This is a genomic window from Streptomyces sp. NPDC088261, from assembly GCF_044740805.1.
GTDB lineage: Bacteria > Actinomycetota > Actinomycetes > Streptomycetales > Streptomycetaceae > Streptomyces.
Genome location: NZ_JBIURL010000002.1, coordinates 631107 through 654886 on the forward strand (window position 1 = coordinate 631107; position 23780 = coordinate 654886).

Here is a 23780-nt window from a genome sequence, read left to right on the forward strand (position 1 = left end):
TTTGACGAGGTTCCGACGAGACATCCAGGACAGGACACGTGGCCCAGACCGTAGGTATCAAGGACGTGGCCCGCCGGGCCGGGGTCTCGGTGGGTACGGTGTCGAACGTCCTCAACCGCCCCGAGAAGGTGGCGGAGCCGACGCGCGTACGGGTACGGGCCGTCATCGACGAACTCGGCTTCGTCCGCAGCGAGTCCGCCCGGCAGCTCAGGGTCGGCACCAGCCGGATACTGGCGGTCCTGGTCCTCGACATGACCAACCCGTTCTTCGTCGCCATGGCCAGGGGCGCGGAGCGCGCCGCGCGCGAGGCGGGCCTCGGGGTGATGCTCTGCAACAGCGCCGGCAGCGCCTCCGAGGAGGCGGAGTACCTGTCGCTCTTCGCCGAGCAGCGGGTGCGCGGCGTACTGCTGACCCCCGCCGACGCCACCGGGCGCAACGTGCGCGAGTTCGCCCGCCGGCACATCCCCTACGTGCACGTCGACCGTGCCGTGCCCACGGCGGAGGGCTGCTCCGTCTCGGTAGACGACGTGACCGGCGGGGCGCTCGCGGTCCGCCATCTGCTCGCGGCGGGCCACCGCTCGGTGACGTACGTCAGCGGACCCATGGACCTCCCGCAGTGCCGGGACCGCCGCACCGGCGCGCTGGCCGCCCTGCGCGAGGCGGGCCTCCCCGGCGACGCCCTGGGCCATCTGGAGACGGCCCGGCTCGACGTGGCGTCGGGGATCGACGCGGGGGCCCGGCTGCTGGGGCTCGCGGTGCGGCCGACCGCCGTGTTCTGCGCCAACGACCTGCTGGCGCTGGGGGTGCTCCAGGCGATGTACGGGGCCGGGGTGAACGTCCCCGGCGACATGTCGATCGTGGGGTACGACGACATCGAGTTCGCGGCGGCGGCGGTCGTCCCGCTCACGTCCGTACGGCAGCCGGCCGAGCGGATGGGCCGTACGGCGGCGGAGATGCTGCTGGACGAGACCGAGCCGGACCGGGAACACCACACCCACCGGTCGGTCGTGCTCCAGCCGGAACTGGTGGTACGGGGCTCGACGCGACCGCTCGCCCGCTGACGGCCCCGGGACCGGCGGGGTGAGGGCGGCAGGGGGGTGGTTCGCCGGCCCGGTCAGTCGGGCGGCAGGGTCTGCTCCGCCCAGATGGTCTTGCCGCCGCCCGTCTGCCGGCTGCCCCAGCGCCGCGTCAGCTGCGCGACGAGCAGCAGTCCCCGGCCACCCTCGTCGTAGGCGTGGGCGCGCCGCAGGTGGGGCGAGGTGGAACTGGCGTCGGACACCTCGCAGATGAGGGCGTGGTCGCGGATGAGGCGGAGCCGGATGGGGGCCTCGCCGTAGCGGATGGCGTTGGTGACCAGTTCGCTGACGACCAGTTCGGTGATGAAGGAGACCGCGGTCAGGTCCCACGCGGCCAGTTGGTCGGTCGCCGCCTGCCGGGCGGTCGCCACGCTGGCCGGGTCGGCGGGGACCTCCCAGGTGGCGACCCGGTCGGTGCCGAGCACCTGCGTCCTGGCGAGGAGCAGGACCACGTCGTCGCCGGGCTGCTCGGGAAGCACGTCGCGCAGGACGGTGTCGCAGAGGGTGTCCAGGTCGCCGGCCGGGGCCGACAGGGCCGCGCTGAGCTGCGCGGTCGCTTCGTCCAGGTCCCGGTCGGGGCCCTCGATGAGCCCGTTCGTGTACAGGGCGAGGAGCGAGTCCTCGGGGAGGAGGACCTCGGCCGATTCGAAGGGCAGGCCGCCGATGCCGAGGGGCGGCCCGGTCGTGACCTGGACGAGGCGGCCGGCGCGGCCCGGCCGTACGAGCACGGGTGGCGGATGCCCGGCCGAGGCCAGGGTCAGACGCCGGGCCACCGGGTCGTAGACGGCGTACAGGCAGGTCGCGCCGAGTTCGGCGATCTCGGCGCTGTGTTCGTCGGCGGCCAGATGGGTGACGAGGTCGTCGAGGTGGGTGAGCAGTTCGTCCGGCGGCAGATCGACGTCCGCGAGGGTCCGTACGGCGGTCCGCAGCCGCCCCATGGTGGCCGAGGACTGGATGCCGTGGCCCACGACGTCACCGACCACGAGGGCGACGCGGCTGCCGGAGAGCGGGATGACGTCGAACCAGTCGCCGCCGATGCCGGCCGCCGACCGGGAGGGCAGATAGCGGTGCGCGACCGTGACCGCCGCCTGGTCGCCGGAGGCCTTGGGGAGCAGGCTCTGCTGGAGGGTCAGCGCGGTCGAGCGCTCACGCGAGTACCGGCGGGCGTTGTCCACGCACACCGCCGCCCGGCTCGCCAGCTCCTCCGCCAGGTCCATGTCGTCGGCGGTGTACGCGTCCGGGCGGGTGAGGCGGGAGAAGATCGCGACGCCCAGCGTCGTGCCGCGGGCCCGCAGGGGCACGACCAGCAGGGAGCGGATCCTGTCGCGGAGGGCGCGCCCGGCCGGATGGCGCGTGTTGGTGTACTCCATCCACTGGGCGAAGCCCGGATCCCCCGCGTTCACCAGCATCCCCCGCCCCTCGGCGAGCGCCCTGGCCGTCGGGGAGAAGGGCGGATGGACGCTCGTCGCACCCAGCTTGAGGCCCGGCGGGGGTGCCTCCTTCATGCTGGAGGTGTACGCGGCCCGGCGCAGGGTGACACCCTCGGCCGTCGGGGCGGACGGTTCGCCCGGTCCCAGCACCCAGTCGAGCAGGTCGACGCTGGCGAAGTCCGCGAACCGGGGCACCACCAGCGCGGTCAGCTCCTCGGCGGTGCGCACCACGTCCAGGGTGGTGCCGATCCGGGTCGCCGCCTCGTTCAGCAGGGCCAGCCGGCGGCGGAGGCCGCGCTGCTCGGTGCGGTCGAACGCCACCATGGCCACCGCCGACACGTCACCGGCCGGATCCAGGACCGGCCACATGTCGACGCTCCAGGCCCGGTCCCTGCCGTCGGACGGGGCGGGGGCGTCCACGTCGTATCGGAGGGAGACTCCGGTACGAGTGACCTTGACGAGGTTGTCCCGCAGGTTCTTGCCGCCCTCGTCGTCCGGCACGACGTCCGCCGAGAGGCGCCCGCGCACCTCGCTCTCGGTGACGCCCAGCACCTCGCCGGCGGCCCCGTTCACCAGGAGGAAGCGCTGGTCCGTGTCGAACACGCACATCGCGACCGACGCCTGCCGGAAGGCGCGCGCGGCCAGCGCGGACTCGGGGGCGCCCGTCGGCACGCCCCCGACCAGATATCCCAGCGGCTCCCCGGCGGCGCCCGTCACGGGCGACGCGGTGAGGGTCAGCCGCAGCGCGTGCCCGTCCCGGTGCCGGAGGAGGACCTGGCCGGTCAGCGCGGCCACCGCGGCGGCCGGGGCGTCCTCGGCGAGCAGCTCCCGGGCGGGCCGGCCCACGACCTCCCCGGCGGTGTGGCCCGTGAGCAGCCGCGCCCCCTCGCTCCACCCGGTCAAGGTGCCCTGGGGATCGATGATCGCAGCGGCGCCGGCATGGTCCATACGCCCAGGGTGCTGCCTCGGCGTCCCGCCCTCAACTCCGGAACCGCCGGTGACGGGCCTTCTCGCGGTCCCGTGTCCACCGCTGTGCGTCCACCGGCCCGGGCGGCCGTGGCGCGGCGCACTCGATTCGTACGCTAATATTGATCATGTGCTCGCGACCGGAACTCCGGTGGTGGGGCCTCGCGTTGGTGGTCCAAGGAAAGACGCCCCGCTTCCTGCGGGGAAATGCAGGTGCAAGGCCTGCCCAGCGCTCCACGGGAAAGCCCCGGACTCGTTCGCCGAGTCCGGGGCTTTCCGCTGTACGGAGTGTCGGACGCCGGTACGGAGGACACCGGCTCCGGCTCTGGGCCGCCGGCCCTCCCGCTCACCACCCCTCCCAGTGGAGGACTTCCTCGCGAGGGATCCGGCGGGCGGGCCTGAAGTCCGTGCCGACGGTGAAGGCGAGCGGCAGGAACGCGGCGAGCATGACCTCGTCGTACGGCACACCCAGCACACCGGCCAGCTCGCGTTCGAGGGGTCCCTGGGCCGTGGTCCACACCGTTCCCAGCCCGCGGGCGCGGGCGGCGAGCATGAAGCTCCACACGGCGGGCAGGATCGACCCCCAGGTCATGGACTGATCGAGCACGGAGGCCCCGTCCGTACGCCCCTCGACCGCCGGGACGACGAAGGCGGGCACGCGGTCGATGTTCTCGTACAGGTACCGGAAGCCGTCGGAAACGCGTTCCATGGAGCCCGCGTGGGCGTACATGCGCCGCAGGTCCCGCTCGGTGGGTTCCCGGCCGCCCCCGGTCGTCACCGCCCGGCGGTAGACGTCGGCCACCGTCCGCCTCAGCTCCGGCTCGGTGACGACGAGGAAGTGCCAGCGCTGCCGGTTGCGGCCGGTCGGCGCCTGCGTGGCCAGGTCCACGCACTCCTCGATCAGGGCGCGGGGGACGGGGCGGGTCAGGTCGAGGCGTTTGCGTACCGCCCGGGTCGTGGACAGCAACTCGTCGGGGGTCGAGGGAAGGGTCACAGGGCCGTCCTCGGGATCACGGGCTCTCCTTGTGGATGGGGGTCCGAAGATAATCTGTGAACAGATTATCGGCGAGCGTACGATGAGCTGCTGTTTGCGGTCAAACAATCTGGGCGAAGACGATTCTGTTACGGTCGTGCCGAGACGAAGGAGGCCCCATGACGGCCAGGAGCACCACGAGCCGGCGCGGCGCGGCCTACTTCCCGCGGCTCGCGGCGGAACGTCCCGACATCGCGCTGTGCCGGGCGTCGGCGGCCGTCGCGCGGGCCGCGGACGCCCGCGCGGCCGGGCTGGGAACCGGGGTCGGCCAGCACCTGGTGCTCAAGATGCTGGCGGCCGTCGGCCCCAGCTCGCAGCGGCTCCTCGGTGAGGAGCTGCGCATCGACCGCTCCGTGATGGTCGGCATCTGCGACAGCCTGGAGCGCGCCGGGCACGTGCGCCGTGAGCCCGCCCCCGGCGACCGGCGCGCCTACGCCGTCACCCTCACCGACTCCGGGCGGGCGCTCCTCGCCCGGGCCGAGGAGGCGACCCCCGCGTTCCTGGACGAGGTGTTCGACGGCCTCACCGCCGAGGAGCGCGACCAACTCTCCTTCCTCCTCGGAAAGTTGCTGGACGGCGGCGCGCGCCGCCCGGGTGAGGACGTACAGCCGTAAATCCGCACAGGTGGTCCGTGAGGAACCACCGACGTGCGAAGTCGCCCGCTCCGGGCCGCTCTCCGATTGAACTCGCCGCCGCCTAAATCCGTATGGGCTGGCACGTGGGCGAATCGAGGAGCATTCCCTTGGCGATGATGCACAACGGCCGGGCCGCGCGACGGCAGACCATGCGCGCGATCCGTCCTCAACGGTCGGGCGCGCGAACCCTGTTGGCGGCGTGCTGGGCCGGCGCCGTGGCCGTCATGGCGCTGTGGTGGCAGAACACCCCGGTCGTCCACGTGGACCTGGCCGAGTGGCTGATCGGAGGGGGCCGCCTCACCGGACTGCTCGGCGGCTACACGATCGCGATCGTCGTCCTGCTGATGGCCCGGGTGCCCGCGCTGGAACGGCGGGTGGGCTCCGACCGGGTGACCCGCTGGCACGCCATGAGCGGCCGGTACGCGGTCAGTCTCGTCCTCGCCCACCTCCTGCTGACCATCGGCGGATACTCCGTCCAGGCCAACACCGGCTTCGTGGAACAGACCGTCATCCTCGTCGCCGACTTCCCGCGCATGATCGAGGCGACGATCGGCACCGCCGTCCTCCTGCTGATCGGCTTCGTCTCGGCGCGGGCGGTACGGCGCAGGATGCGCTACGAGACCTGGTACTACCTGCACCTCCTCACCTATGTCGCGGTCTACCTGACCTTCTGGCACCAACTGGCCGCCGGAGCCGAGTTCGTGGCCAACCCGATGGCCCGCACCGCCTGGTACGCGCTGTACGGCGCGGCCGGGCTCCTGCTGCTCTGGTACCGCGTCCTCGCTCCGATCCGGCTCAACCGGCGCCACCGGATGCGGGTCGAGAAGACCGTGTACGAGTCACCCGGCGTGGTCTCCGTCCTGATCACCGGGCGCCGGCTGCACCGGCTCGGCGCGCAGCCGGGACAGTTCTTCCGCTGGCGGTTCCTCACGGACGGACTGCGCTGGAGCTCCAATCCGTACTCCCTGTCCGCGCCGCCGCGCCCCGACCTCCTCCGCATCACCGTCAAGGCGAACGGCGAGCACAGCGAGGCCGTGGCCGGGCTGCGGCCCGGCACCCGGGTCTGGGCCGAGGGTCCTTACGGGGCGATGACGGCGGCCCGGCGCAGCCAGGAGAAGGTCCTGATGATCGCGGGCGGCGCCGGAATCACCCCGATGCGGGCGCTGTTCGAGACGCTGCCCGGCGAACCCGGCGACCTGACCCTGCTCTACCGGGCCAGCAAGACCGAAGACCTGGCGCTCTGGGGCGAGTTGCGGCGGATCGCGTCCGCGCGCGGCGCGCGGCTCCTGTACGCGGTCAACGGTCCCGACGGCGTCAGGCCGGAGATCACGCCGCAGCGGTTGCGCGAACTGCTGCCGGACATCGACGACCACGACGTCTACGTCTGCGGTCCCACCGGGCTGGCCCGCCAGTCCTACGAGGCCCTGCGCGCGGCGGGCGTGCCCGCCCGCCGCATCCACCACGAATCCTTCGAGATGTGAGGCACCCCCTGTGAAGAGGAGACATCCGCTGCGGCGGATCATGATCGGTGTCGCCGCGACCGCGTCGGGCGTGGTCCTGCTGCTCGCGCTCAAGCAGCCCGGCGGATCGTCGGTGGCGGTGGCGACCGTGCCGCCCGGCGGCGTGGCCCCGCCCCCGGCGGGGGCCCCGCGGGCGACGGGCGACCCGGCCGCCGACGCGCCCGCCGCCGATGCCCCGGCCGCCGGTGCTCCTTCGGCCGGTGCGCGGGACGCCGGTGCCGAGGACGCGGGCGCGCAGGACGCCGCCGTACCGGCTCCGAAGGCCCCTGCCGCGAGCCGCCCGGCCCGGCCCGCTGCGCCGCGTGTGCGGACGGTGCTCGGTGACGCGGTCGACACCCAGTACGGACCCGTACAGGTGCAGTTGACCCTCAGCGGCACCAAGATCGTCAAGGCGGCGGCGGTCCAGGCGCCCGGTTCCGACGCGCAGAGCAAGTCGGTCACGGCCAACGCCGTACCGCAGCTCAACCAGGCAGCCGTCACGGCGCAGAGTGCGGGCATCGACGCCGTCTCGGGCGCCAGTTACACCAGCAAGGGCTACCGGGACTCGCTCCAGAGCGCCCTCGACAAGGCCGGGGTCTGATGGAGGCGGACGGCGAACGCCTGCGCCACGTCGAGGAGTCGATGGGGACGGTCTTCTCGTTCGACGTCCGGGGCGTGCGCGACGGGACCCGCGTCCGCGCCGCGCTGCGCGCCGCCGTCGCCTCGCTCCACCGCGCCGACGAGATCTTCTCGACGTACCGCCGGGACAGCGAGATCACCCGTCTCGCCCGGGGCGACCTGGCGGAGTCCGACTGCGATCCCGACGTCCCCGAGGTGCTGGCGCTGTGCGCGGCGGCCGAGCGGGAGAGCGGGGGATGGTTCACGACCGGTTACGCGGGCGGGCTCGATCCGACCGGGCTGGTGAAGGGCTGGGCGGTGGAGCGCGCGGCCAGAACGGTCGCCGGGGCCGGGGCGGACGCGGTCTGCCTCAACGGCGGCGGCGACGTCCAACTGCTGGGCGGGCCCTGGCGGGTGGGCGTCGCCGACCCGCTGCGGCCGGGCGCGCTCGCCGTGGTCGTCGAGGCTGGGGACGACCTGGGGGTGGCCACCTCGGGGCCCGCCGAGCGCGGCTGCCACATCATCGACCCCCGTACGGGCGAGGCCCCGGCCGGCGGCCTCGCGTCGCTCACGGTGGTGTGCCGGGCGGGGCTGACGACCGCGGACGTACGGGCGACCGCCGCGTACGCCATGGGCGGCCTGGCCCGCGACTGGCTGGAGGCCCTGCCGGACACGGAGGGGTTCGCGGTCGCCGCCGACGGCACCACCTGGACGACCAGCGGGTTCCACCACCACGTCGCCGGGCGGCCGCCGGAGGTCATGTCCGTCGGCGCATGACCGCACGGGGCTTACGACGGCACGGGGTTCACGACCGTACGAGGCTCATGACCGTACGGGGCTGTGGAAGGAGGCCCGGTAGGCCTGCGGTGTGGTGCCCGCGACCCGTTTGAAGCGCTCACGGAACGCCGTGGGGGAGCCGAACCCGGCCTGTTCCGCGACCCGTTCGACGGAGTGCCCGGTGGTCTCCAGCAGGTACTGTGCCCGGCGGACGCGGGCCCGCAGCAGCCATTGCAGGGGAGTGGTCCCGGTCTGCTCGCGGAAGCGCCGGCTGAACGTCCGCTCGCTCATCCCGCACCGGGCGGCCATCGTGTCCAGCGTGAGGTCGTGGCCGAGGTTGTCCTCGATCCAGGACAGGACCGGTTCGAGCACCGACCCGCGCGGCACCGGCGGCTGCTCGTGCACGATGAACTGCGCCTGCCCGCCCTCCCGTTCCAGCGGCATCACCGACAGCCGCGCGGCGTCGGCCGCCACGGCGGAGCCGAGGTCGCGGCGGACCAGGTGCAGGCACAGGTCGAGCCCGGCCGCCGCCCCGGCGGAGGTCAGCAGCTGCCCGTTGTCGACGTAGAGCACATCGGGGCGCACGTCCACCGCCGGGTGCAGGCGCGCCAGCGCGTCGGTGGCGACCCAGTGGGTGGTCGCGCTCAGGCCGTCGAGGAGTCCGGCCGCGGCGAGGATGAACGTACCGGTGCAGATCGAGGCGATACGGGTACCCCGCGCGGCCGCCGTCCGCAGTGCCTCCAGGGCCTCCTCCGGAGGCGGCCCCGCGTGCTCGGAACAGCCCGGCACGATGATCGTGTCGGCGTCGGCCAGCGCCTCCGGGCCCCACGGCACGCGGAGCGAGAACGCGTCGCCCGCCACCTCCGGGGTCACCCCGCACACCCGCACCCGGTACGGGCGGCGGCCGTCGGGCAGGCGGACGCGCCCGAAGACGTCGATCGGGACGGCCATGTCGAAGGCCACCACATGGTCCAGGGCCAGCACCGCAACCGTATGCACGGAACCGACGATAGACGGATTCCCGCCGGGCCGGGTACCTGGGGTGTTCCTCACGAACCGCTGATCGCCCCAGCCCGGTACGGGTGGCGAGAATCCGTTGGCATCTGTCGTTCCAGCCCATGGAGGGAGGTGACCGGCCGGCCCTAGCGTGAGCGCGGTGGCCCTGACGATCACGGACCACACCACAGAAAGAGACGTTCTCCCGATGACCAAGTTCCTGCTCACCGTCCATGTGCTGGTCGCCATCGTCGCCATCGGTCCCGTGACCGTCGCGGCCAGCATGTTCCCCGCCGCGGCCCGGCGCGCGGCCGCCTCCCCGGACGCGGAGGGCCTGGCCACGGTGCGGGTGCTGCACCGCGTGTCCTACGTCTACGCGGGGGTGGGGCTGGCCGTGCCGCTGGCCGGGTTCGCGACGGCCCGTTCCATGCACGTCCTGGGCAGTCCGTGGCTGATCACGTCGATCGTGCTCACCGCCGCGGCCGCGATCATCCTCGGTCTGCTGATCCTGCCCTCCCAGGAGGCCGTCCTCGACACCCTCGCGGGCACGGGCACGGACACAGACACGGAGACGCGCACCGGGCGGGTGGCGGTCGACCGTGCCACGACCGCCCGGCTGGCGATGCTGACCGGCGTCTTCAACCTGCTCTGGGCGACGGTCACGGTCCTGATGATCGTCCGCCCCGGCTCGACCACGGGGGCATGACCACCGGGGCGTGACCCTCGTGACCAGGTGCGGGTGACCGGTCGTCAGGTGAGTGCCGCCGCCACGAACGCGGCTGTCCTGGCGACCAGTTGGTCGTCCGCCGGGGCGTCGGGGTCCCGCTTGGTGGACAGAATCGACAGGATGACGGGCCCCCGGCCGGGTGGCCAGGCGACGCCCACGTCGTTCGTGGTGCCGTAGTCGCCCGTTCCGGTCTTCTCGGCGACGGTCCAGTCGCCGGGGAGGCCCGCGCGCAGCCGCGCCCCGCCCGTGGTGCTGGCCAGCAGCCAGCCGGTCAGCCGCTCGCGGTCCGCGGGATCGAGGGCGTGGCCCAGGACCAGCCGCGCGTAGGTCCGGCCCACGGCGTACGGGGCGGTCGTGTCGGTCACCCGGTCCGGTTCCGCCGAGTTCAGCTCGGGCTCCCACCGGTCGAGCCGGGTCACGGTGTCCCCGACGGAGCGGCAGAAGCGGGTGACCGCCGCCGGTCCGCCGAGCTTCCCGAGCAGGAGGTTCGCGGCGGTGTTGTCGCTGTGGGTGATGCTCGCGGCGCACAGGGCCTCGACCGTCATGCCCTGGGCGAGGTGGGCCGGCAGGCCGGTGACCGGGGCGTACCCGGACCGTACGACATCCTGCTCGGTGTACCGCACCCGCCGGGACAGGAATTCACCGTCCCTGTCCAGGTCCCGCAGCACGGCCGCGACGGCGAGCGTCTTGAACACCGAGCAGACCGGGAAGCGTTCGTGTCCCCGGTGCAGGACGGTCCGGCCCGTCGCCACGTCGTGGGCGAACACCCCCAGCCGGGCGGACCGTTCCTCCTCAAGGGCGCGCAACTGCCGGGTGAGGGCGCTGTCCTGCCGACCGGAGGCGTACGCCGTCGTCCCCAGGGGCACGATGCCCGCCAGCGCGGTCCCGGTGGCGGCCGCCAGCATCACGCGGCGGGGCACGGCTGTTAAGTCGTTCGGCTCCACGATCCTTCTTCCCTTCCAGTCCTTCGGTCAGTCCTTGTCCGGCTGGTCCTTCTCCGCCGCCCGCCAGCCCAGCGCCGGGCCCAGCTTCGTGGCGATGTCGGTGAGGATCTGTACGTAGTCCTCGTGCCCGAAGGTGAAGGGCAGCGCGAACGCCACCTCATCGATCTCCCGGAACGCGACGTCGGCGTACAGCTGTTCGGCGATCTCCGCCGACGTGCCGACGAGGTCGCGCGCGAACAACATGCGCGCGGGACCCTGCGGCGAGGTCGTGCGCGGCGTCCTCTTCGCGACGAACTCCTCGTACCGCGCCCGCTGTTCGGACGTCGCGCTGTCCGTGGGGATCACGACGAGCCCCTGCGAGACGCGGGCCCGGTCTCCGTCCGGGTGGTGGGCGCGGAAGGCCCGGACGTGCGACAGCTGGATCTCGGCGAAGTCCTCCGACTCCTCCGCCTTCACGACGCTGCTGGTCAGGTAGTTCATCCCGTGCTCGCCGGCCCAGCGGGCGGACCGCAGGCTCCCCCCGCCGTACCACATGCGGCTGCCCAGCCCGGCGGCGTGCGGCTGGACGCGGTCGGAGAACACCTCGAAGCCCTCCGTACCGCTGAAGTCCGTGGCCGGTTCGCCCCGTACGAAACTCAGGAGCCGTTCCACCCGGGCGTAGCTGAAGTCCTCGGCCTCGGCGGTGTCCGGGTAGAGGGCCTCCTTCACCCGGTCGTAGTGCATCGGCGGACCGACGCTGATCCCGGGGTTGAGGCGGCCCCCCGACAGGATGTCGACCGTCGCCAGGTCCTCGGCCAGACGCAGCGGGTTCTCCCAGCCCAGGGGGATGACGGCGGTGCCCAGTTCGATACGGCTGGTGCGCTGCGAGGCGGCCGCGAGGACCGCGACGGGGGAGGAGATGCCGTACTGGAGGTGGCGGTGCCGCATCCACGCGCTGTCGAAACCGAGCCGCTCACCCAGTTCGATGATCTCCAGGGTCGATTCGTGGCCCCGGCGGGGGTCGGCGTCGTCGAAGAGCCCGATGGTCAGGAAGCCCAGCTTCCGCAGCGGCTCCGAAGTCAGCGGCACAGGATCCTCCGTGGTCCGCGGCATGCTCTGTCACACACCAGCGCTGCGCCAATTGTCGCAGGTGGCCCCTGTGCGGACCGGTGGGGAGCGGAGTTGAGGCTACGTCCACCGCAGCGTCGAGCGCCGGCTCCAGTACGTCTCCGGGTCGACCGCGAGCCCGGTGTGGCGGTCCGGGTCGGGGGCCGGGGCGGTGGCCGCCGTCAGGTTCGAACGCAGCTGGGCGACCGTCGTGGCACCGCAGAGGACGACGTCGGCCCACGGCTGGGCCAGGGCGGCGGCCAGCGCGGTGACGTCGGGGTGGTCCCCGAGCGCCTGTGTCGCGGGCCCCGGCACCGCGAGCAGCCCGTTGGCCAGCGGCTCCTTGACGATCACGGTCCACCCCGCCGCCCTGGCCTCGCCGAGCGCGGCGCCGGCGGAGGGCTCCAGCAGGTTCCAGGTGGCCTGTACGGCGGAGAACAGGGGCGCTCCGTCGACCCGGACCGTCAGGGCGCGGCGCAGGGTGTCGGCCTGGCCGGGACCGCTGAGGCTGAGGCCCACGGGTACGCCCAGCGCGGCGAGGTCCCGCAGCACGGCCCCGTCGTCGAGGATTCCCGACTCCAGCGTCGCCGAGTGGACCTGGTAGAGGCGCAGCCAGGGCCCGAGCAGCGCATCGGTCTGCGGCCACTGGCGGGCCAGTGCGGCGGCGGAGTGGTCCTTGACCTCCTGGACCTCGGCGTGCGGCCGCCAGTCGGCGGTGTACGTGTAACCCCACTTGGACGACACGGTGACGTCCTCGGCGGCCACGTCACGCCCGGTCAGCCACCCGGACAGGAACCGCTCGGCCAGGCCGTACGAGCGGGCGGCGTCGAACCACCGGATGCCGCCCGCCCACGCCGCGTCGCAGACCTGCTCGCAGCGCGCCCGGAGCGCGTCGACCGAGCGGTCGGCGCCGAGGGAGGCGCCATGACCGACCGTCAGGTACTCCGGGCGGCCCAGCGCCGCCAAACCCAGTCCGAGGACAGCCATGGCCGCATCGTAACCGCGTCTCCCGCCTGCGCCCGGCGGCCCGCCGCCGCTCGGTCGCGACGCTCACTCCGGATCCCGGCGCGGGATCCGTACCGAACAGGTGAACGGGTGGTGCGGGACCGTGGGCCGGGGCACACTCGGGAGCATGTCCCCACCGCCCCAGGCCGGTCCCCTGTGTACGCGCGGCTCGCTCACCGCCGCCCTGCGTGACCTGGGCCTGCGCCCCGGCGAGACCGTCCTCGTCCACTCCTCCCTCAGCTCGCTGGGCTGGGTCTGCGGCGGCGCGGAGACGGTCGTCCGGTCGCTGCTGGACACCCTGGGCGACGACGGGACCCTGGTGGTGCCGGCGCACTCCGGCGGCAACTCGGAACCGGCCGACTGGCACAACCCCCCGGTGCCCGAGGCCTGGTGGCCGGCGATCCGCGCGTGCATGCCCCCGTACGACCCCCGCGTCACGCCCGCGCGGGGCGTCGGTGTGATCCCGGAGACCGTACGGAACTGGCCCGGCGCCCTCCGCAGCGCCCACCCGCAGACCTCGTTCGCGGCCCTCGGCCCGCGCGCCGCCGGGATCGTGGACGGCCACGCCCTGGACTGCCAGCTGGGCGAGCGCAGCCCGCTCGCGCGGCTGGAGGAGGCCGGGGCGCGGATCCTTCTGCTGGGCACGGGCTTCGACACCTGTACGGCGTTCCACCTGGCCGAATACCGCGTCCCCGCGCCACGGGTCGTCGACAACTCCTTCGCGGTCATGACCCCGGGGGGCCGCCGCTGGAGCACCGTGCGCGACGTCGCGATCACCAGTGACGGCTTCGCGGAGCTGGGAGCGGCCTTCGAGAAGGAACACCCAGTGGTACGGGGCCGGGTGGGCGCGGCGCAGGCGCGGCTGTTCCCGCTGGCGGACGCGGTCGCCCACGCCGTGACCTGGCTGCGCGAGCACCGCCCGCTGTCCGTACCGGGGTGACGGCGCGGTGCGTCCCGGGGTGACGGCGCGCGGCGTCCCCGGGGTGACGGCGTGTACGGCGGCCCGCGGTGACGCGGTGACGGGGGCGCGGCGCCTGCGCGGCCCGCGTATTCCGGTTGTCCCGGCCCGGGCGTCGTTGACAGGATCCCCGCCATGCCCACCTTCTCCGCGCCCGACGGAACCCGCCTCGCCTACCGCACGACCGGAGACGGCGACCCGGTCATCTGCGTCCCGGGAGGCCCCGCCGACTCCGCCTACCTCGGCGACCTCGGCGGCCTGTCCGCCCACCGCCGGCTGATCTTCCTGGACCTCCGGGGCACCGGCGGGTCCGCGATTCCGGCGGACCCCTCCTCGTACCGCTGCGACCGTCTCGTGGACGACGTCGAAGCCCTGCGCGACCACCTCGGACTCGTCAGGCCCGACCTCCTCGGCCACTCCGGGGGCGCGAACATCGCGGTGCGGTATGCGGCCCGCCACCCGGAGAACATCGGCCGGCTGGCCCTGATCACCCCCGGCCCCGCCGCTGTCGGCATCACCGTCACGGGTGAGACGCGGCGCGCGCTCGCGCGGCTCCGCCAGGACGAACCGTGGTTCCCGGCGGCGTTCGCCGCCCTGGAGGCGATCACCGAAGGCACCGGCGGCGACTGGGACGCCATCGCCCCCTTCTTCAGCGGCCGGTGGGACGACGAGGCGCGCCGGCACCAGGCCGCGAGCCGGCCGGTCAACCAGGAGGCCGTCGCCCTCTTCGGGGCGGACGGCGCGTTCACCCCGGCGGCCACGCGTGCGGCGCTCGCCGTCCACAAGGGCCGAGTCCTGCTCCTCGCCGGGGAGTTCGACCTGAACACGCCCCCGTCGGCGGTGGCGGAGTACGCCGGACTGTTCCCCGCCGCCACCTGCGTCGTGCAGCCGGGGGCGGGCCACTACCCGTGGCTCGACGACGCCGAGGGGTTTGTCGCGACGACGGCCGCGTTCCTGCGCTGAGCGCGCGCCGGCCGCCCGCCCCGGCGCGGATCGCGCGCCGGCGTACCCGAGGTCGTTCATTGAGATTGCTTTAAGCCCCCGCCCGGTGGATCGTGCGCGCAACATTCGCGTGTTACGAAGGAGGGGGGACCCACGGCCCGCACACGCCCGGTCCGCCGCCCGCCGGAGCAACACGCCCCGGCGGGACGAGCCATGGGATGGGGAGAGGTGGGTACGCGCGGATGATGAGAGTCCTTCGCCCCCGGCCGGGACTGTGGTGGCGCTGGAGACGCAATCCGCTCCGGCGCCGCAGTGACGCCGTGGAGGCGTGGATGCTGCCGGCCGTGTGGGCGCTGGCCCTGACCGTGGCGGTGGTGGCCGGGCTGCTGGCCGCGCAGGGGGTACGGTCCGCGGCCGACGGGCACCGGGCGCTGCGGCACCACCTCCCGGCCGTCCTCCTCGCCGACACCCCCGTCTCACCCGCGTCGCCGGGCCGGCCGAACGGCGCGGTGCTGGCTCCCGTCCGGTGGAAGGGCCCCGAGGGCACGGTCCGTACGGGCCGGATCTCCGTGCCCGGCGGGCGGCCGGCCGGAAGCACGGTCCGGATCTGGACCGACGCCGCCGGCAGCCCTGCCCCGCCGCCCGCCACGCGCGACGAGGCGGCCTTCCACGGGGTGATCCTCGGCGGTCTGGCCGGCCTCGCGAGCGGCGGTACGGTCCTGGGCCTCGGGGCCCTGGCCCGGCACCGGCTGTACCGGCGGCGCATGCTGCGGTGGTCGCGGGAGTGGGACCGTATCGCCCCCGAGTGGAGCCGCGGGACGCTCTGACGGTCACGGGCGGGACGCTCCGACGGTCGCGGGGCGCTCTGTTGCGCGACGCTCCGACGGTTGTCCGTCCGCCTGTTGGGTAAGAAGCGTGGACCGGCACGCCCCGTCTCCCGGCGGTGCGAACGCCATCAGGCTTCCCCGGACGAGGAGACGACCGATGACGCGGATCAGAATCACCCCCCGTGCGCCGCGCCCTCAGCAGCCCCCGCCCCTCGACCTGCGGACTCCGTCCGGCCGCCCGCTGCCCTACTGAGCGGGTTCCGGCCCGGTACCTGTTACCGCTGGGGCCGGCTACCGCTCGGGTCGCGCGCCCGCCCGCGTGGCCAGGAGGAGGGCGACGTCGTCCTCCTGGCCCTGCCGGTCCTCGATGCTCGCGACGATGTGCTCCGCCATGGCGTCCAGGTCGAGGGGCCCGGTGTCCAGAAGTGCCTGGATCTGGCGCTCCCCCGACTCCATGTCGGTGTCGTGGAACTCCAGCAGCCCGTCGGTGCAGAGCAGAAGCGTCTCCTCGGGACCGAGGCGGAACCGGCCGGTGGGGTACGGCCCGTCGCTCAGGTCCGACAGCCCGAGGGGCAGGCCGCCCGCCAGATCCAGGAGCGCGCTCTCCCCCGCGGTCCTGAGATGGGGGGACGGGTGTCCGGCACGGACGGCCTCCGCCTCCCCGGTCGCCGGGTCAAGGCTGACGTACAGGCACGTGGCAAGGCGCTCGGTGTCGAGGTCGTGCAGGAACGCGGACGTCCGGGACATCAGCGCCGACGGCGCGTGCCCCTCGGCGGCGTAGGCGCGGAACACCGTCCGCAGCTGCCCCATGACGGCGGCGGCCTGGATGTCGTGCCCCTGCACGTCCCCCACCACCAGCCCGACCTTTCCGCCGGGGAGCGGCAGGACGTCGTACCAGTCGCCCCCCACCTGGTGGCCGGCGCGCGCCGGGCGGTAGCGCGCCGCGACCCGCAGCCCCGGCACGTCCTCGATCCTGGCGGGCAGCATCGCCTCCTGGAGGCCGACCGCCATCGCGTGCTCCTCGTCGTAGAGGAGGGCCCGCTGGAGCGACTGGGCGACGGTCGCCGAGAGAGCCAGCAGAAGATAGCGCTCCTCGGGGGAGAAATCGTCCTTCTCCTCGTAGAGAATCGCCAGTACGCCGGTGAGTCGGGCCTGTGCCATGAGAGGGAGGACCGCGGAGGCGGTGAAATCCGTGGTCTTGATGTACGGCCACAGCATCGGGTACGAGGCCTCGATCTCGGCCCGTGTGATGAACAGCGGATTCTTGTCCTGGAACACCGCGGCGATGGGCCGCTCGTCGTCGAGGCGGCCGAATTCCAGATCGCGGATGTAATCGGGCGGCATTCCGGCGGCGGCGAGCCGGCGCAGCCTGTTCTGTTCGAGAACCGTGAGCGAGATCCCCACGGCGCCCACCGGACCCAGGATCTCGTTGCTCGTCAGCGCCCGCAGGACGTCCTGCACGCTGAGCGCCTGGGACAGCGCGGTCGTCGTCGCCCGGACGACCCCGGCCTGGTGCCGCCGGTCGGACTCCAGGATGGCCTTGCGCTCCGCGTATTGCAGTTCGGTGCGGATCACACCGACCGCGCGGACGGCCTTCCCGGCGTCGTCCCGGCGGATGGCGGCCTGCGTGTGGACCCACCGGACGGTGCCGTCCGGGTGGCGGACGCGAAAGTAGCTGCCGTAACTCATGGAATACCGTGAGTCCGCGAAGACCTCGGCCGCCCGCTCCCTTATCTCGTCCAGTTCCTCCGGCATGATCCGTTCGTAGAGCGTGGTCATGAGTCCGTCGAACTCATTTTCCTTCAGGCCGAATATGGAGAGCGCACTGGAATCGAGAAGGATACGGCCGGACTCGAGGTCCCACGCGAATCCGCCGATGCCGTTCAGTTCCAGCGCCATCGACAATTCCGCCCGCAGGTCGGCTTCGAGTTCGCCGGACGACGCATGGCCCGGCGTCGGGTTCTTGTCGTGTTCCATGTGACCTCCGGTTGGTCCAGTGTAGTCCGGAGGCCAAAAGGGTCCCGCTGTGCCGGCGTACGGCTCTGACCAGCGGAAAGGCGGTCGGCAGCGGCCGTCCGGCCGCGTGGGGGAGCGGCGCGACCGTTCGGGGGAGATCGCCGCGGCGCGCGTGTGGACGCCCGGGGGCGTGTCGAGGGTAGGGCCATGACCCTGCCCCGATTCGCCCCCATGCTCGCGACGCCGGGCGGCCTGCCCCCGGCGGCCGAGGAACGCCTGTGGTCCGCGGAGACCAAGCACGACGGTCAGCGCGCGCTGATCTACCTGCCGGGCGACGGTTCCGTGGTGCTGCGGTCCCGGTCGGGCGCCGACATCACGCCCGCCTACCCCGAGCTGCGGGTGCTGGGCACCGCCCTCCCCACCGGTGTGGCGGCGGTGCTGGACGGGGAGATCGTGGCGCTGGACGACCAGGGGCGCCCGGACTTCGAACGCCTCCAGGCCCGGATGGGACTGGCCGGATCGCCCGCGAAGGCCGCGAGCCTGGCCCGTACCGTCCCCGCCCATCTCATGCTCTTCGACGCGCTCCACCTCGGCGGGCGTCCGCTCCTCCGCGTCCCGTACGCCGACCGGCGCCAGGAGTTGGAAGGGCTACGGCTCCTCGGGCCCTCCTGGTCGACGCCGGGTGCGATCGTCGGGCACAGCGCCCAGGCGCTGGAGACGACGCGCGAACACGGCCTGGAGGGCATCATCCGCAAGCGGCTCACCTCCGTGTACGAGCCCGGCGTGCGCTCCCGCGCGTGGATCAAGATCCGTAACGTACGGACGGTGGACGCGATCGTCGGCGGCTGGGTCCCCGGCCGCGGCCAGCTCGGCGGGCTCCCGGGAGCGGTCCTCGTGGGACGCAGGGAAGAGGGAGCCCTGCGGTACATGGGGAGCGTCGGCACCGGGTGGAGCGACCGCGAACGGACCACGCTCGCCCAGCTGTTGCACGCCGCGGAGATCGACCACTGCCCCTTCGACCGGGTGCCCCGCGTCGCGGGCGCCCGCTGGGTCCTGCCGCGCCTCGTCGGCGAGGTCACGTACAGCGTCCGCACCCGGGCCGGCCTCCTGCGCCAGCCGTCGTGGCACCGGCTGCGCCCCGACCTCGCGCCGGAGGACACCTCCGGCTGACGCGCCCGCCCGCCGCCCGCCCCCTCCCGTCGGCGTGCGGACGGCCGGAGGCCGCCTCCCTGTCGCTGTTGAGACATGTCGCAACAGCGACACCGGGAAGCCGTGACAGCCCTTTCCGCTCTACCGGATTCTGTCGTTCAGCGCGTGACAGCGGCGTCGGGCGAGCTGGAACGACCGGAACGAAAGGGCCCTGATGATGAGATGGATCCGCCTGTCGGCGGCTGTGTCGACCGCTCTGCTGGTGACCGGGGGGATCGTGACGCCGGTCTCGGCCCGGTCGGGACCCGCGGACGCGGCGGCGCCGGCCGCCGCCGGCCACCCCGCGCCATCTGCCGCCACCGTCCGTCTCGTCACCGGCGACCGGGTGACCGTCGGCGCGGGCACGGACGGCAAGCGCGTCGCGTCGGTGACACCCGGCCCCGGTCGCCGGGGCCTCCTCTTCCGCACGGTGGAGCAGGACGGCGGGCTGAGCGTGATCCCCTCCGACGCGGAGGCGGCACTCGCCGCCGGGCGGCTCGACCGCCGGCTGTTCGACGTGACGGCCCTCCTCGCGCAGGGATACGACGACGCGCGCACCGACGCGCTCCCCCTGATCGTCGCCGGCGCGCCCGGCGCGCGGGTCTCCTCCCTCGACGCGCTCACCGCCTTCCACGACACCAGCGCGCCCACCCACCGGCTGGGCAGCATCAACGCCCGGTCACTGCGCGTCGCCGACGCCGACCTCGGCCGCTTCTGGCAGCAACTCGCCCCCGCCGGGGACGGTTTCACCACCTCCGCCGCCGCCCCCACCGTGTGGCTCGACGGGCGGGTCAGCCCCGCCCTCGACCGCAGTACGGCCCAGATCAACGCCCCGGCCGCCTGGCAGGCGGGCTACCAGGGCCAGGGCGTCAAGGTCGCCGTCCTGGACACCGGCGCCGACCTCACCCACCCCGACCTGGCGGGACGGGCCACCGAGACCAAGGACTTCTCGGGCAGCGGCGGGACGAACGACGTCTTCGGCCACGGCACCCACGTCGCCTCCACCGTCGGCGGTACGGGAGCGGCCTCCGCCGGTCTCCGCAAAGGCGTCGCCCCCCGGTCCGACCTGCTGATCGGCAAGGTGCTCGGCGACGACGGCTACGGCAGCGAGTCCGCCGTCATCGAGGGCATGGAGTGGGCCACCGCCGAGGGCGCCCGCGTCGTCAGCATGAGCCTCGGGTCCGACGCGCCCAGCGACGGCACCGACCCGATGAGCCTCGCGGTCAACCGCCTCACCCGGGACAGCGGCGCGCTGTTCGTGGTCGCCGCGGGCAACGCGGGCGAGCAGGGCGACCAGACGATCGGTTCCCCCGGGGCGGCCGACGCCGCCCTCACCGTGGGCGCCGTGGACCGCGACGACTCCCTCGCCCCCTTCTCCAGCCGGGGCCCCCGACCCGGCGACAAGACCGTCAAACCCGACGTCACCGCGCCCGGCGTCGGCATCGTCGCCGCCCGCGCGGCCGGGACGGCCATGGGCGACATCGTCGACCCGTACTACGTCGCCGCGTCCGGCACCTCCATGGCCACCCCGCACGTCGCGGGCGCCGCCGCGCTCCTCGCCCAGGAACACCCCGACTGGGACGCGGGCCGCCTCAAGGACGCCCTGATCAGCACCGCCCGTACCGTTTCGGGCCAGGAAGCCACCGAGCAGGGCGGCGGCCGCGTCGACATCGCCGCCGCCGCGCTCGGCACGCTCACCGCGACCGGCACCCTCGCGCTCGGTCCCTTCCGGGCGGGCGACCCCTCGGGCCCCTCCCAGGACGCCACCATCCGCTACACCAACACCGGCCGTACGGACGCCACCCTCACGCTCGCGGCCCGGCTCGCCACCTCCGGCGGCCGCGAACTGCCCGCCGGCGCCCTGCGGTTGGGCTCGGGATCCGTGCGCGTCCCCGCCGGTGCCACCGCCGAGGTCCCGCTCCACGCGGAACCGTCCGCCGCCGCACGCGGCGACTACTACGGCTACGTCACCGCCACCACCGCCGACGGCAGAACGGTCGCGCACACCACGCTGAGCATGGGCGTGCACGGCCCGGTCCACCGCCTCACCGTCGTCAGCGTCGACCGCGACGGAAAGTGCGTCCCCGGCGCGCCGGCCATCTGGGGCCCCGACGGATTTGTCGGCTACGACAGCTACGAACCCGCCGTCGCCCAGGTCGAGGAGGGCACGTACCAGATCAGCTCGGCGTCGGTGAACGGCGCCGCCGACGGCGAGGAACTGCGCCAACTCGTCCTGCCCGAGGTGAAGGTCACCAAGGACACGACCGTCACCCTCGACGCCCGCAGGACCACCCGGGTCCAGATCCGCACCCCGCGACCCGCCGAACAGCGCGGCGTCATCAGCTTCCAGACGTACCGTCAGATCGACGGCCACGGGCTGATCCAGGGAATGATGTACTTCGACATCGCCAAGCGCCTCTACGTCAGCCCCACCGCGCGGGTCACCGACGGCGCGTTCGAGTTCGCCTCACGCTGGCAGCTCGTGGCGCCGCTCCTCACGGCGAAGGTCCCGGGCACCCCGCTGGACCTCGACCCCTCCTACACCCACGTGTCGGCGCTGTTCGACCCCAAGGGCGCCAGGCTCACGGCGGTGGACGCGGGCAGTACCGCCGCGCCCGACTTCCGCAAGGCGCGGGGGAAACTCGCGGTCGTACGGGACGACGCGTCGGGTGAACTGGACCTCCCCGCCAGAGCCGCGAAGGCCGGAGCCGCCGGACTCCTGCTCGTCTTCCCCTCCGACCTGTACGCCTGGACCCGCTGGACCCCCAACGGTGACCGCACGGCCGTCCCCACCCTGCGGGTCGACGCGGCCCAGGGAGCCGCCCTGTTGGAGCGGTTGAAGCGGCACACCGTGGCGGTCGAATTCTCCGGCACGGCGAACAGCCCCTACCTCTACGACGTCATGCAGGTGTCGGAACAGCAGGTCCCGGCCCTGGTGGTCCACACCGTCTCGGACCGCAACAGCGCGCGGATACACACCACGTACGCCGACAACGGCGGCCGGGCGTGGGCGGGCGAGCAGCGCTTCGGCCGGCGCCCCTACCAGGACACCTCCTGGAACCAGTACACCCGCGACGTGCCCACCGGCACCGAGCGCACCGAGTACGTCAGTTCGGGAACGACGTCGTGGCAGCACGTCGTGAACCACGCGCCCGTCCTCGACATCGACGTCCCCCTGAACGTCGGCATGCGGGACACGGCCCGTACGTACACCCCGGGGCAGCGCCTGGACGAGACGTGGTTCGGCGCTGTCGTACGGCCCTCGATCCCGCGCGGCACGGACACGCCGTCCGTCCGCACCGGTGACGTACTCGCCCTGCGCGTACCGGAGTTCACCGACTCCTCGGGCCACTGGTCCCGCCGGTCCGCCGGCGGGGAGGACGGCGGTATCGGTACGCGGACCCCCGCGCCCCCGGGGGACTCGGCGGCCGCCACCCTCTACCGCGACGGCGAGAAGGTCGCCGAACGGGCCGACGCCTGGGGCGACATCGAGGTGGCGCCGGGGAGGGCCGGCTACCGGCTCGACCTGACGACCTCCCGCGTCTCCGGCGAGTGGGCCTTCGGCACGCGCACCCGTACGTCCTGGGAGTTCCGCTCGGACACCACCGCCGCGAGGACCGCGCTCCCCCTCCTCCAACTCGACTACGACGTGCCCGTCGACGCGCACAACGTGGTCGGCGCGGGACGTACGCATGACATTGGCCTGACGGTCCGCGCCCAGGACGGCCTGCCGGCGCCGCGCGGGGTGTCGGCGACGGCCGACGTCTCCTACGACGACGGCCGGACCTGGACGAAGGCGTCCCGGGTCAGGGACCGGGGCGGCAACCGCTTCACCGTCACCGTCGAACGCCCCGACCGGATGCGGGCGGACACGTTCGTGACCCTGCGGGTGACGGCCGCCGACCGCGCGGGCGACACGGTCACCCAGACCGTGCACCGGGCGTACCTGCTGGACCAGTAGCGGCGGACCGGGTTCACGGCGGGTGCGGAGGGGTTCGACGCCTCCGCACCCGCCGCGTTTTCCCGCCGGAGAACCGGCCGTGACCTGGGCGTAGAGTGCGCTTGCCCAGAGTCGGCCCCGTTCTTCGGGAGGAACATGATGCTGGAGGCAGCGGGTCTCACCACCGGTGAGGAAACCGTCTACCGGCTGCTCGTCACAAGGTCCGCCGCGTCGGCGGACGAGCTGGCGGGGCCCGCGGGACTGACCCCGGGAGAGGCGGAGCGGGTACTGACGGCCCTCGCGGCCAAGGGGCTCGCCAGCGGAACGGACCGGGCCGCGCACGACCGCGCGCCGCGCAGCTTCGCCGCCACTCCTCCCGATGTCGCCCTGCTGCCGCACCTCCAGCGGCAGTCCGACTCCCTGGAGCAGGCCCGCGCGGCCGTCACCGATCTCCTGGAGACGTACCGCAGCACCCGGCGCCGCAGCGACCCCGACCAGCTCATCGAAGTGATCACCGGGGCGGAGGCGCTGCGCCAGCACCTGCGGCAGATCCAGGACAGCACCCGGCACGAGATGCTGTGGTTCTGCCGGGCGGGGCACGTGGCCATGCCGTCGGGCAGCAACAGCGCCGAGTTCGACGCGCTCGCGCGCGGGGTGCGCTACCGCGTCCTGTACGAGCAGGCGTTCTTCGACGACTCGGGCGCCGTCGACAACGTGGTCGAGGGGGTGCGCGCGGGGGAGATGGCCCGGGCCGTGCCGCACCTCCCGCTGCGGCTGGCGGTCGCCGACCGGGCCATCGCGATCTTCCCGCTGGTCCCCGGCGGCCCCAGCGGGAGTTCCGAGGAACCCACCACGGCGCTGGTACGGGGCAGCAGCCTCCTCGACGCCCTGGTCGCCCTGTTCGAGCGCTACTGGGAGGACGCCGTACCACTGCACGTCAGCGCGTCGGGCACGGTCAGCGGTACGGACGCGGCGGCCGGCGGAGGCGTACTGCCCCCGACGGACCGCCAGTTGCTGTCCCTGCTCGTCGCGGGCGTCGCCGACAAGGCGATAGCCAGTCAGCTGGGTCTGAGCAGGCGTACCGTACAGCGCCGGATCCAGTCGATGATGGCCCTCGCGGGGGCGACGACCCGGATGCAGCTGGCCTGGCAGGCGGCGCGCCGGGGATGGATGTGAC

At 73.6% G+C, this 23780-nt stretch carries 19 protein-coding genes; 12 read left to right on the plus strand and 7 right to left on the minus strand.

Features of this window, described 5'->3' with window-relative positions:
* The first annotated feature begins 38 nt into the window (after window positions 1–38).
* A complete protein-coding gene (locus ACIODU_RS06625; RefSeq protein ID WP_356419979.1) occupies window positions 39–1061 on the plus strand; it encodes a LacI family DNA-binding transcriptional regulator in 1023 nt (340 codons plus the stop codon).
* A gap of 53 nt (window positions 1062–1114) precedes the next feature.
* Here ACIODU_RS06625 and ACIODU_RS06630 read toward each other — a convergent pair whose 3' ends face one another.
* On the minus strand, window positions 1115–3454 hold the full coding sequence (locus tag ACIODU_RS06630) for a SpoIIE family protein phosphatase (protein ID WP_401764653.1): 2340 nt from the start codon (window positions 3452–3454) through the stop codon (window positions 1115–1117).
* A 364-nt stretch (window positions 3455–3818) separates the two neighbouring features.
* Window positions 3819–4466, minus strand: coding sequence for a nitroreductase family protein (locus ACIODU_RS06635; RefSeq protein WP_401764656.1), 648 nt, complete (start codon window positions 4464–4466; stop codon window positions 3819–3821).
* A gap of 158 nt (window positions 4467–4624) precedes the next feature.
* Here ACIODU_RS06635 and ACIODU_RS06640 point away from each other — a divergent pair, with 158 nt between their 5' ends.
* The 4 genes from ACIODU_RS06640 (at window position 4625) to ACIODU_RS06655 (ending at window position 8034) form a co-directional block, all read left to right on the plus strand.
* On the plus strand, window positions 4625–5119 hold the full coding sequence (locus tag ACIODU_RS06640; protein WP_401764658.1) for a MarR family winged helix-turn-helix transcriptional regulator: 495 nt from the start codon (window positions 4625–4627) through the stop codon (window positions 5117–5119).
* A 134-nt stretch (window positions 5120–5253) separates the two neighbouring features.
* Complete coding sequence (locus ACIODU_RS06645) at window positions 5254–6621, plus strand: ferric reductase-like transmembrane domain-containing protein (RefSeq protein WP_401764959.1); 1368 nt, start codon at window positions 5254–5256, stop codon at window positions 6619–6621.
* Window positions 6622–6631: 10 nt separating this feature from the next.
* The gene (locus tag ACIODU_RS06650; protein ID WP_401764661.1) at window positions 6632–7240 is read left to right on the plus strand and encodes an FMN-binding protein; all 609 of its coding nucleotides are present in this window, start codon (window positions 6632–6634) and stop codon (window positions 7238–7240) included.
* Complete coding sequence (locus ACIODU_RS06655; RefSeq protein ID WP_401764664.1) at window positions 7240–8034, plus strand: FAD:protein FMN transferase; 795 nt, start codon at window positions 7240–7242, stop codon at window positions 8032–8034. The genes ACIODU_RS06650 and ACIODU_RS06655 overlap by 1 nt, the downstream gene beginning before the upstream one ends.
* Before the next feature lie 45 nt (window positions 8035–8079).
* On the opposite strand, the gene ACIODU_RS06660 is transcribed toward ACIODU_RS06655, so the two are convergent.
* The gene (locus ACIODU_RS06660) at window positions 8080–9033 is read right to left on the minus strand and encodes a helix-turn-helix domain-containing protein (RefSeq protein ID WP_356419961.1); all 954 of its coding nucleotides are present in this window, start codon (window positions 9031–9033) and stop codon (window positions 8080–8082) included.
* 205 nt (window positions 9034–9238) lie between these two features.
* Here ACIODU_RS06660 and ACIODU_RS06665 point away from each other — a divergent pair, with 205 nt between their 5' ends.
* On the plus strand, window positions 9239–9736 hold the full coding sequence (locus tag ACIODU_RS06665; RefSeq protein WP_401764667.1) for a DUF2269 family protein: 498 nt from the start codon (window positions 9239–9241) through the stop codon (window positions 9734–9736).
* A 44-nt stretch (window positions 9737–9780) separates the two neighbouring features.
* On the opposite strand, the gene bla is transcribed toward ACIODU_RS06665, so the two are convergent.
* The 3 genes from bla to ACIODU_RS06680 form a co-directional block, all read right to left on the minus strand.
* Entirely contained in the window at window positions 9781–10662 is an 882-nt protein-coding gene (gene bla, locus ACIODU_RS06670; RefSeq protein WP_401764962.1) for a class A beta-lactamase, read from the minus strand.
* Window positions 10663–10728: 66 nt separating this feature from the next.
* A complete protein-coding gene (locus ACIODU_RS06675) occupies window positions 10729–11769 on the minus strand; it encodes an LLM class flavin-dependent oxidoreductase (RefSeq protein WP_401764670.1) in 1041 nt (346 codons plus the stop codon).
* 99 nt (window positions 11770–11868) lie between these two features.
* Window positions 11869–12774: an aldo/keto reductase gene (locus ACIODU_RS06680; RefSeq protein ID WP_401764673.1), complete on the minus strand. Its 906-nt coding sequence runs from the start codon at window positions 12772–12774 to the stop codon at window positions 11869–11871.
* 145 nt (window positions 12775–12919) lie between these two features.
* Between ACIODU_RS06680 and ACIODU_RS06685 the strand changes: the two genes are divergently transcribed.
* The 3 genes from ACIODU_RS06685 (at window position 12920) to ACIODU_RS06695 (ending at window position 15519) form a co-directional block, all read left to right on the plus strand.
* Window positions 12920–13732: an aminoglycoside N(3)-acetyltransferase gene (locus ACIODU_RS06685; RefSeq protein ID WP_401764676.1), complete on the plus strand. Its 813-nt coding sequence runs from the start codon at window positions 12920–12922 to the stop codon at window positions 13730–13732.
* Between the two features lie 153 nt (window positions 13733–13885).
* A complete protein-coding gene (locus tag ACIODU_RS06690; RefSeq protein WP_401764677.1) occupies window positions 13886–14713 on the plus strand; it encodes an alpha/beta fold hydrolase in 828 nt (275 codons plus the stop codon).
* A gap of 221 nt (window positions 14714–14934) precedes the next feature.
* Window positions 14935–15519, plus strand: a complete 585-nt coding sequence (locus tag ACIODU_RS06695) for a hypothetical protein (RefSeq protein ID WP_401764679.1) — start codon at window positions 14935–14937, stop codon at window positions 15517–15519.
* A gap of 291 nt (window positions 15520–15810) precedes the next feature.
* Here ACIODU_RS06695 and ACIODU_RS06700 read toward each other — a convergent pair whose 3' ends face one another.
* Complete coding sequence (locus ACIODU_RS06700; protein ID WP_401764682.1) at window positions 15811–17496, minus strand: SpoIIE family protein phosphatase; 1686 nt, start codon at window positions 17494–17496, stop codon at window positions 15811–15813.
* Between the two features lie 186 nt (window positions 17497–17682).
* Here ACIODU_RS06700 and ACIODU_RS06705 point away from each other — a divergent pair, with 186 nt between their 5' ends.
* From ACIODU_RS06705 to ACIODU_RS06715, 3 genes are all read left to right on the plus strand, one after another.
* Entirely contained in the window at window positions 17683–18645 is a 963-nt protein-coding gene (locus ACIODU_RS06705) for an ATP-dependent DNA ligase (RefSeq protein ID WP_401764684.1), read from the plus strand.
* A 196-nt stretch (window positions 18646–18841) separates the two neighbouring features.
* Window positions 18842–22624: a S8 family peptidase gene (locus ACIODU_RS06710; RefSeq protein WP_401764965.1), complete on the plus strand. Its 3783-nt coding sequence runs from the start codon at window positions 18842–18844 to the stop codon at window positions 22622–22624.
* A 135-nt stretch (window positions 22625–22759) separates the two neighbouring features.
* Window positions 22760–23779: a LuxR C-terminal-related transcriptional regulator gene (locus ACIODU_RS06715; RefSeq protein ID WP_401764687.1), complete on the plus strand. Its 1020-nt coding sequence runs from the start codon at window positions 22760–22762 to the stop codon at window positions 23777–23779.
* Window position 23780: the final 1 nt, after the last annotated feature.

Bases quoted from the DNA above. Each gene is read 5' to 3' on its own strand.
- ACIODU_RS06695 (WP_401764679.1), top strand. From the start codon at position 14,935: ATGATGAGAGTCCTTCGCCCCCGGCCGGGACTGTGGTGGCGCTGGAGA.
- ACIODU_RS06710 (WP_401764965.1), top strand. From the start codon at position 18,842: ATGAGATGGATCCGCCTGTCGGCGGCTGTGTCGACCGCTCTGCTGGTG.
- ACIODU_RS06715 (WP_401764687.1), top strand. From the start codon at position 22,760: ATGATGCTGGAGGCAGCGGGTCTCACCACCGGTGAGGAAACCGTCTAC.
- ACIODU_RS06685 (WP_401764676.1), top strand. From the start codon at position 12,920: ATGTCCCCACCGCCCCAGGCCGGTCCCCTGTGTACGCGCGGCTCGCTC.
- ACIODU_RS06630 (WP_401764653.1), bottom strand. From the start codon at position 3,454: ATGGACCATGCCGGCGCCGCTGCGATCATCGATCCCCAGGGCACCTTG.
- ACIODU_RS06705 (WP_401764684.1), top strand. From the start codon at position 17,683: ATGACCCTGCCCCGATTCGCCCCCATGCTCGCGACGCCGGGCGGCCTG.
- ACIODU_RS06645 (WP_401764959.1), top strand. From the start codon at position 5,254: ATGATGCACAACGGCCGGGCCGCGCGACGGCAGACCATGCGCGCGATC.
- bla (WP_401764962.1), bottom strand. From the start codon at position 10,662: ATGCTGGCGGCCGCCACCGGGACCGCGCTGGCGGGCATCGTGCCCCTG.
- ACIODU_RS06700 (WP_401764682.1), bottom strand. From the start codon at position 17,496: ATGGAACACGACAAGAACCCGACGCCGGGCCATGCGTCGTCCGGCGAA.
- ACIODU_RS06680 (WP_401764673.1), bottom strand. From the start codon at position 12,774: ATGGCTGTCCTCGGACTGGGTTTGGCGGCGCTGGGCCGCCCGGAGTAC.
- ACIODU_RS06690 (WP_401764677.1), top strand. From the start codon at position 13,886: ATGCCCACCTTCTCCGCGCCCGACGGAACCCGCCTCGCCTACCGCACG.
- ACIODU_RS06665 (WP_401764667.1), top strand. From the start codon at position 9,239: ATGACCAAGTTCCTGCTCACCGTCCATGTGCTGGTCGCCATCGTCGCC.
- ACIODU_RS06655 (WP_401764664.1), top strand. From the start codon at position 7,240: ATGGAGGCGGACGGCGAACGCCTGCGCCACGTCGAGGAGTCGATGGGG.
- ACIODU_RS06640 (WP_401764658.1), top strand. From the start codon at position 4,625: ATGACGGCCAGGAGCACCACGAGCCGGCGCGGCGCGGCCTACTTCCCG.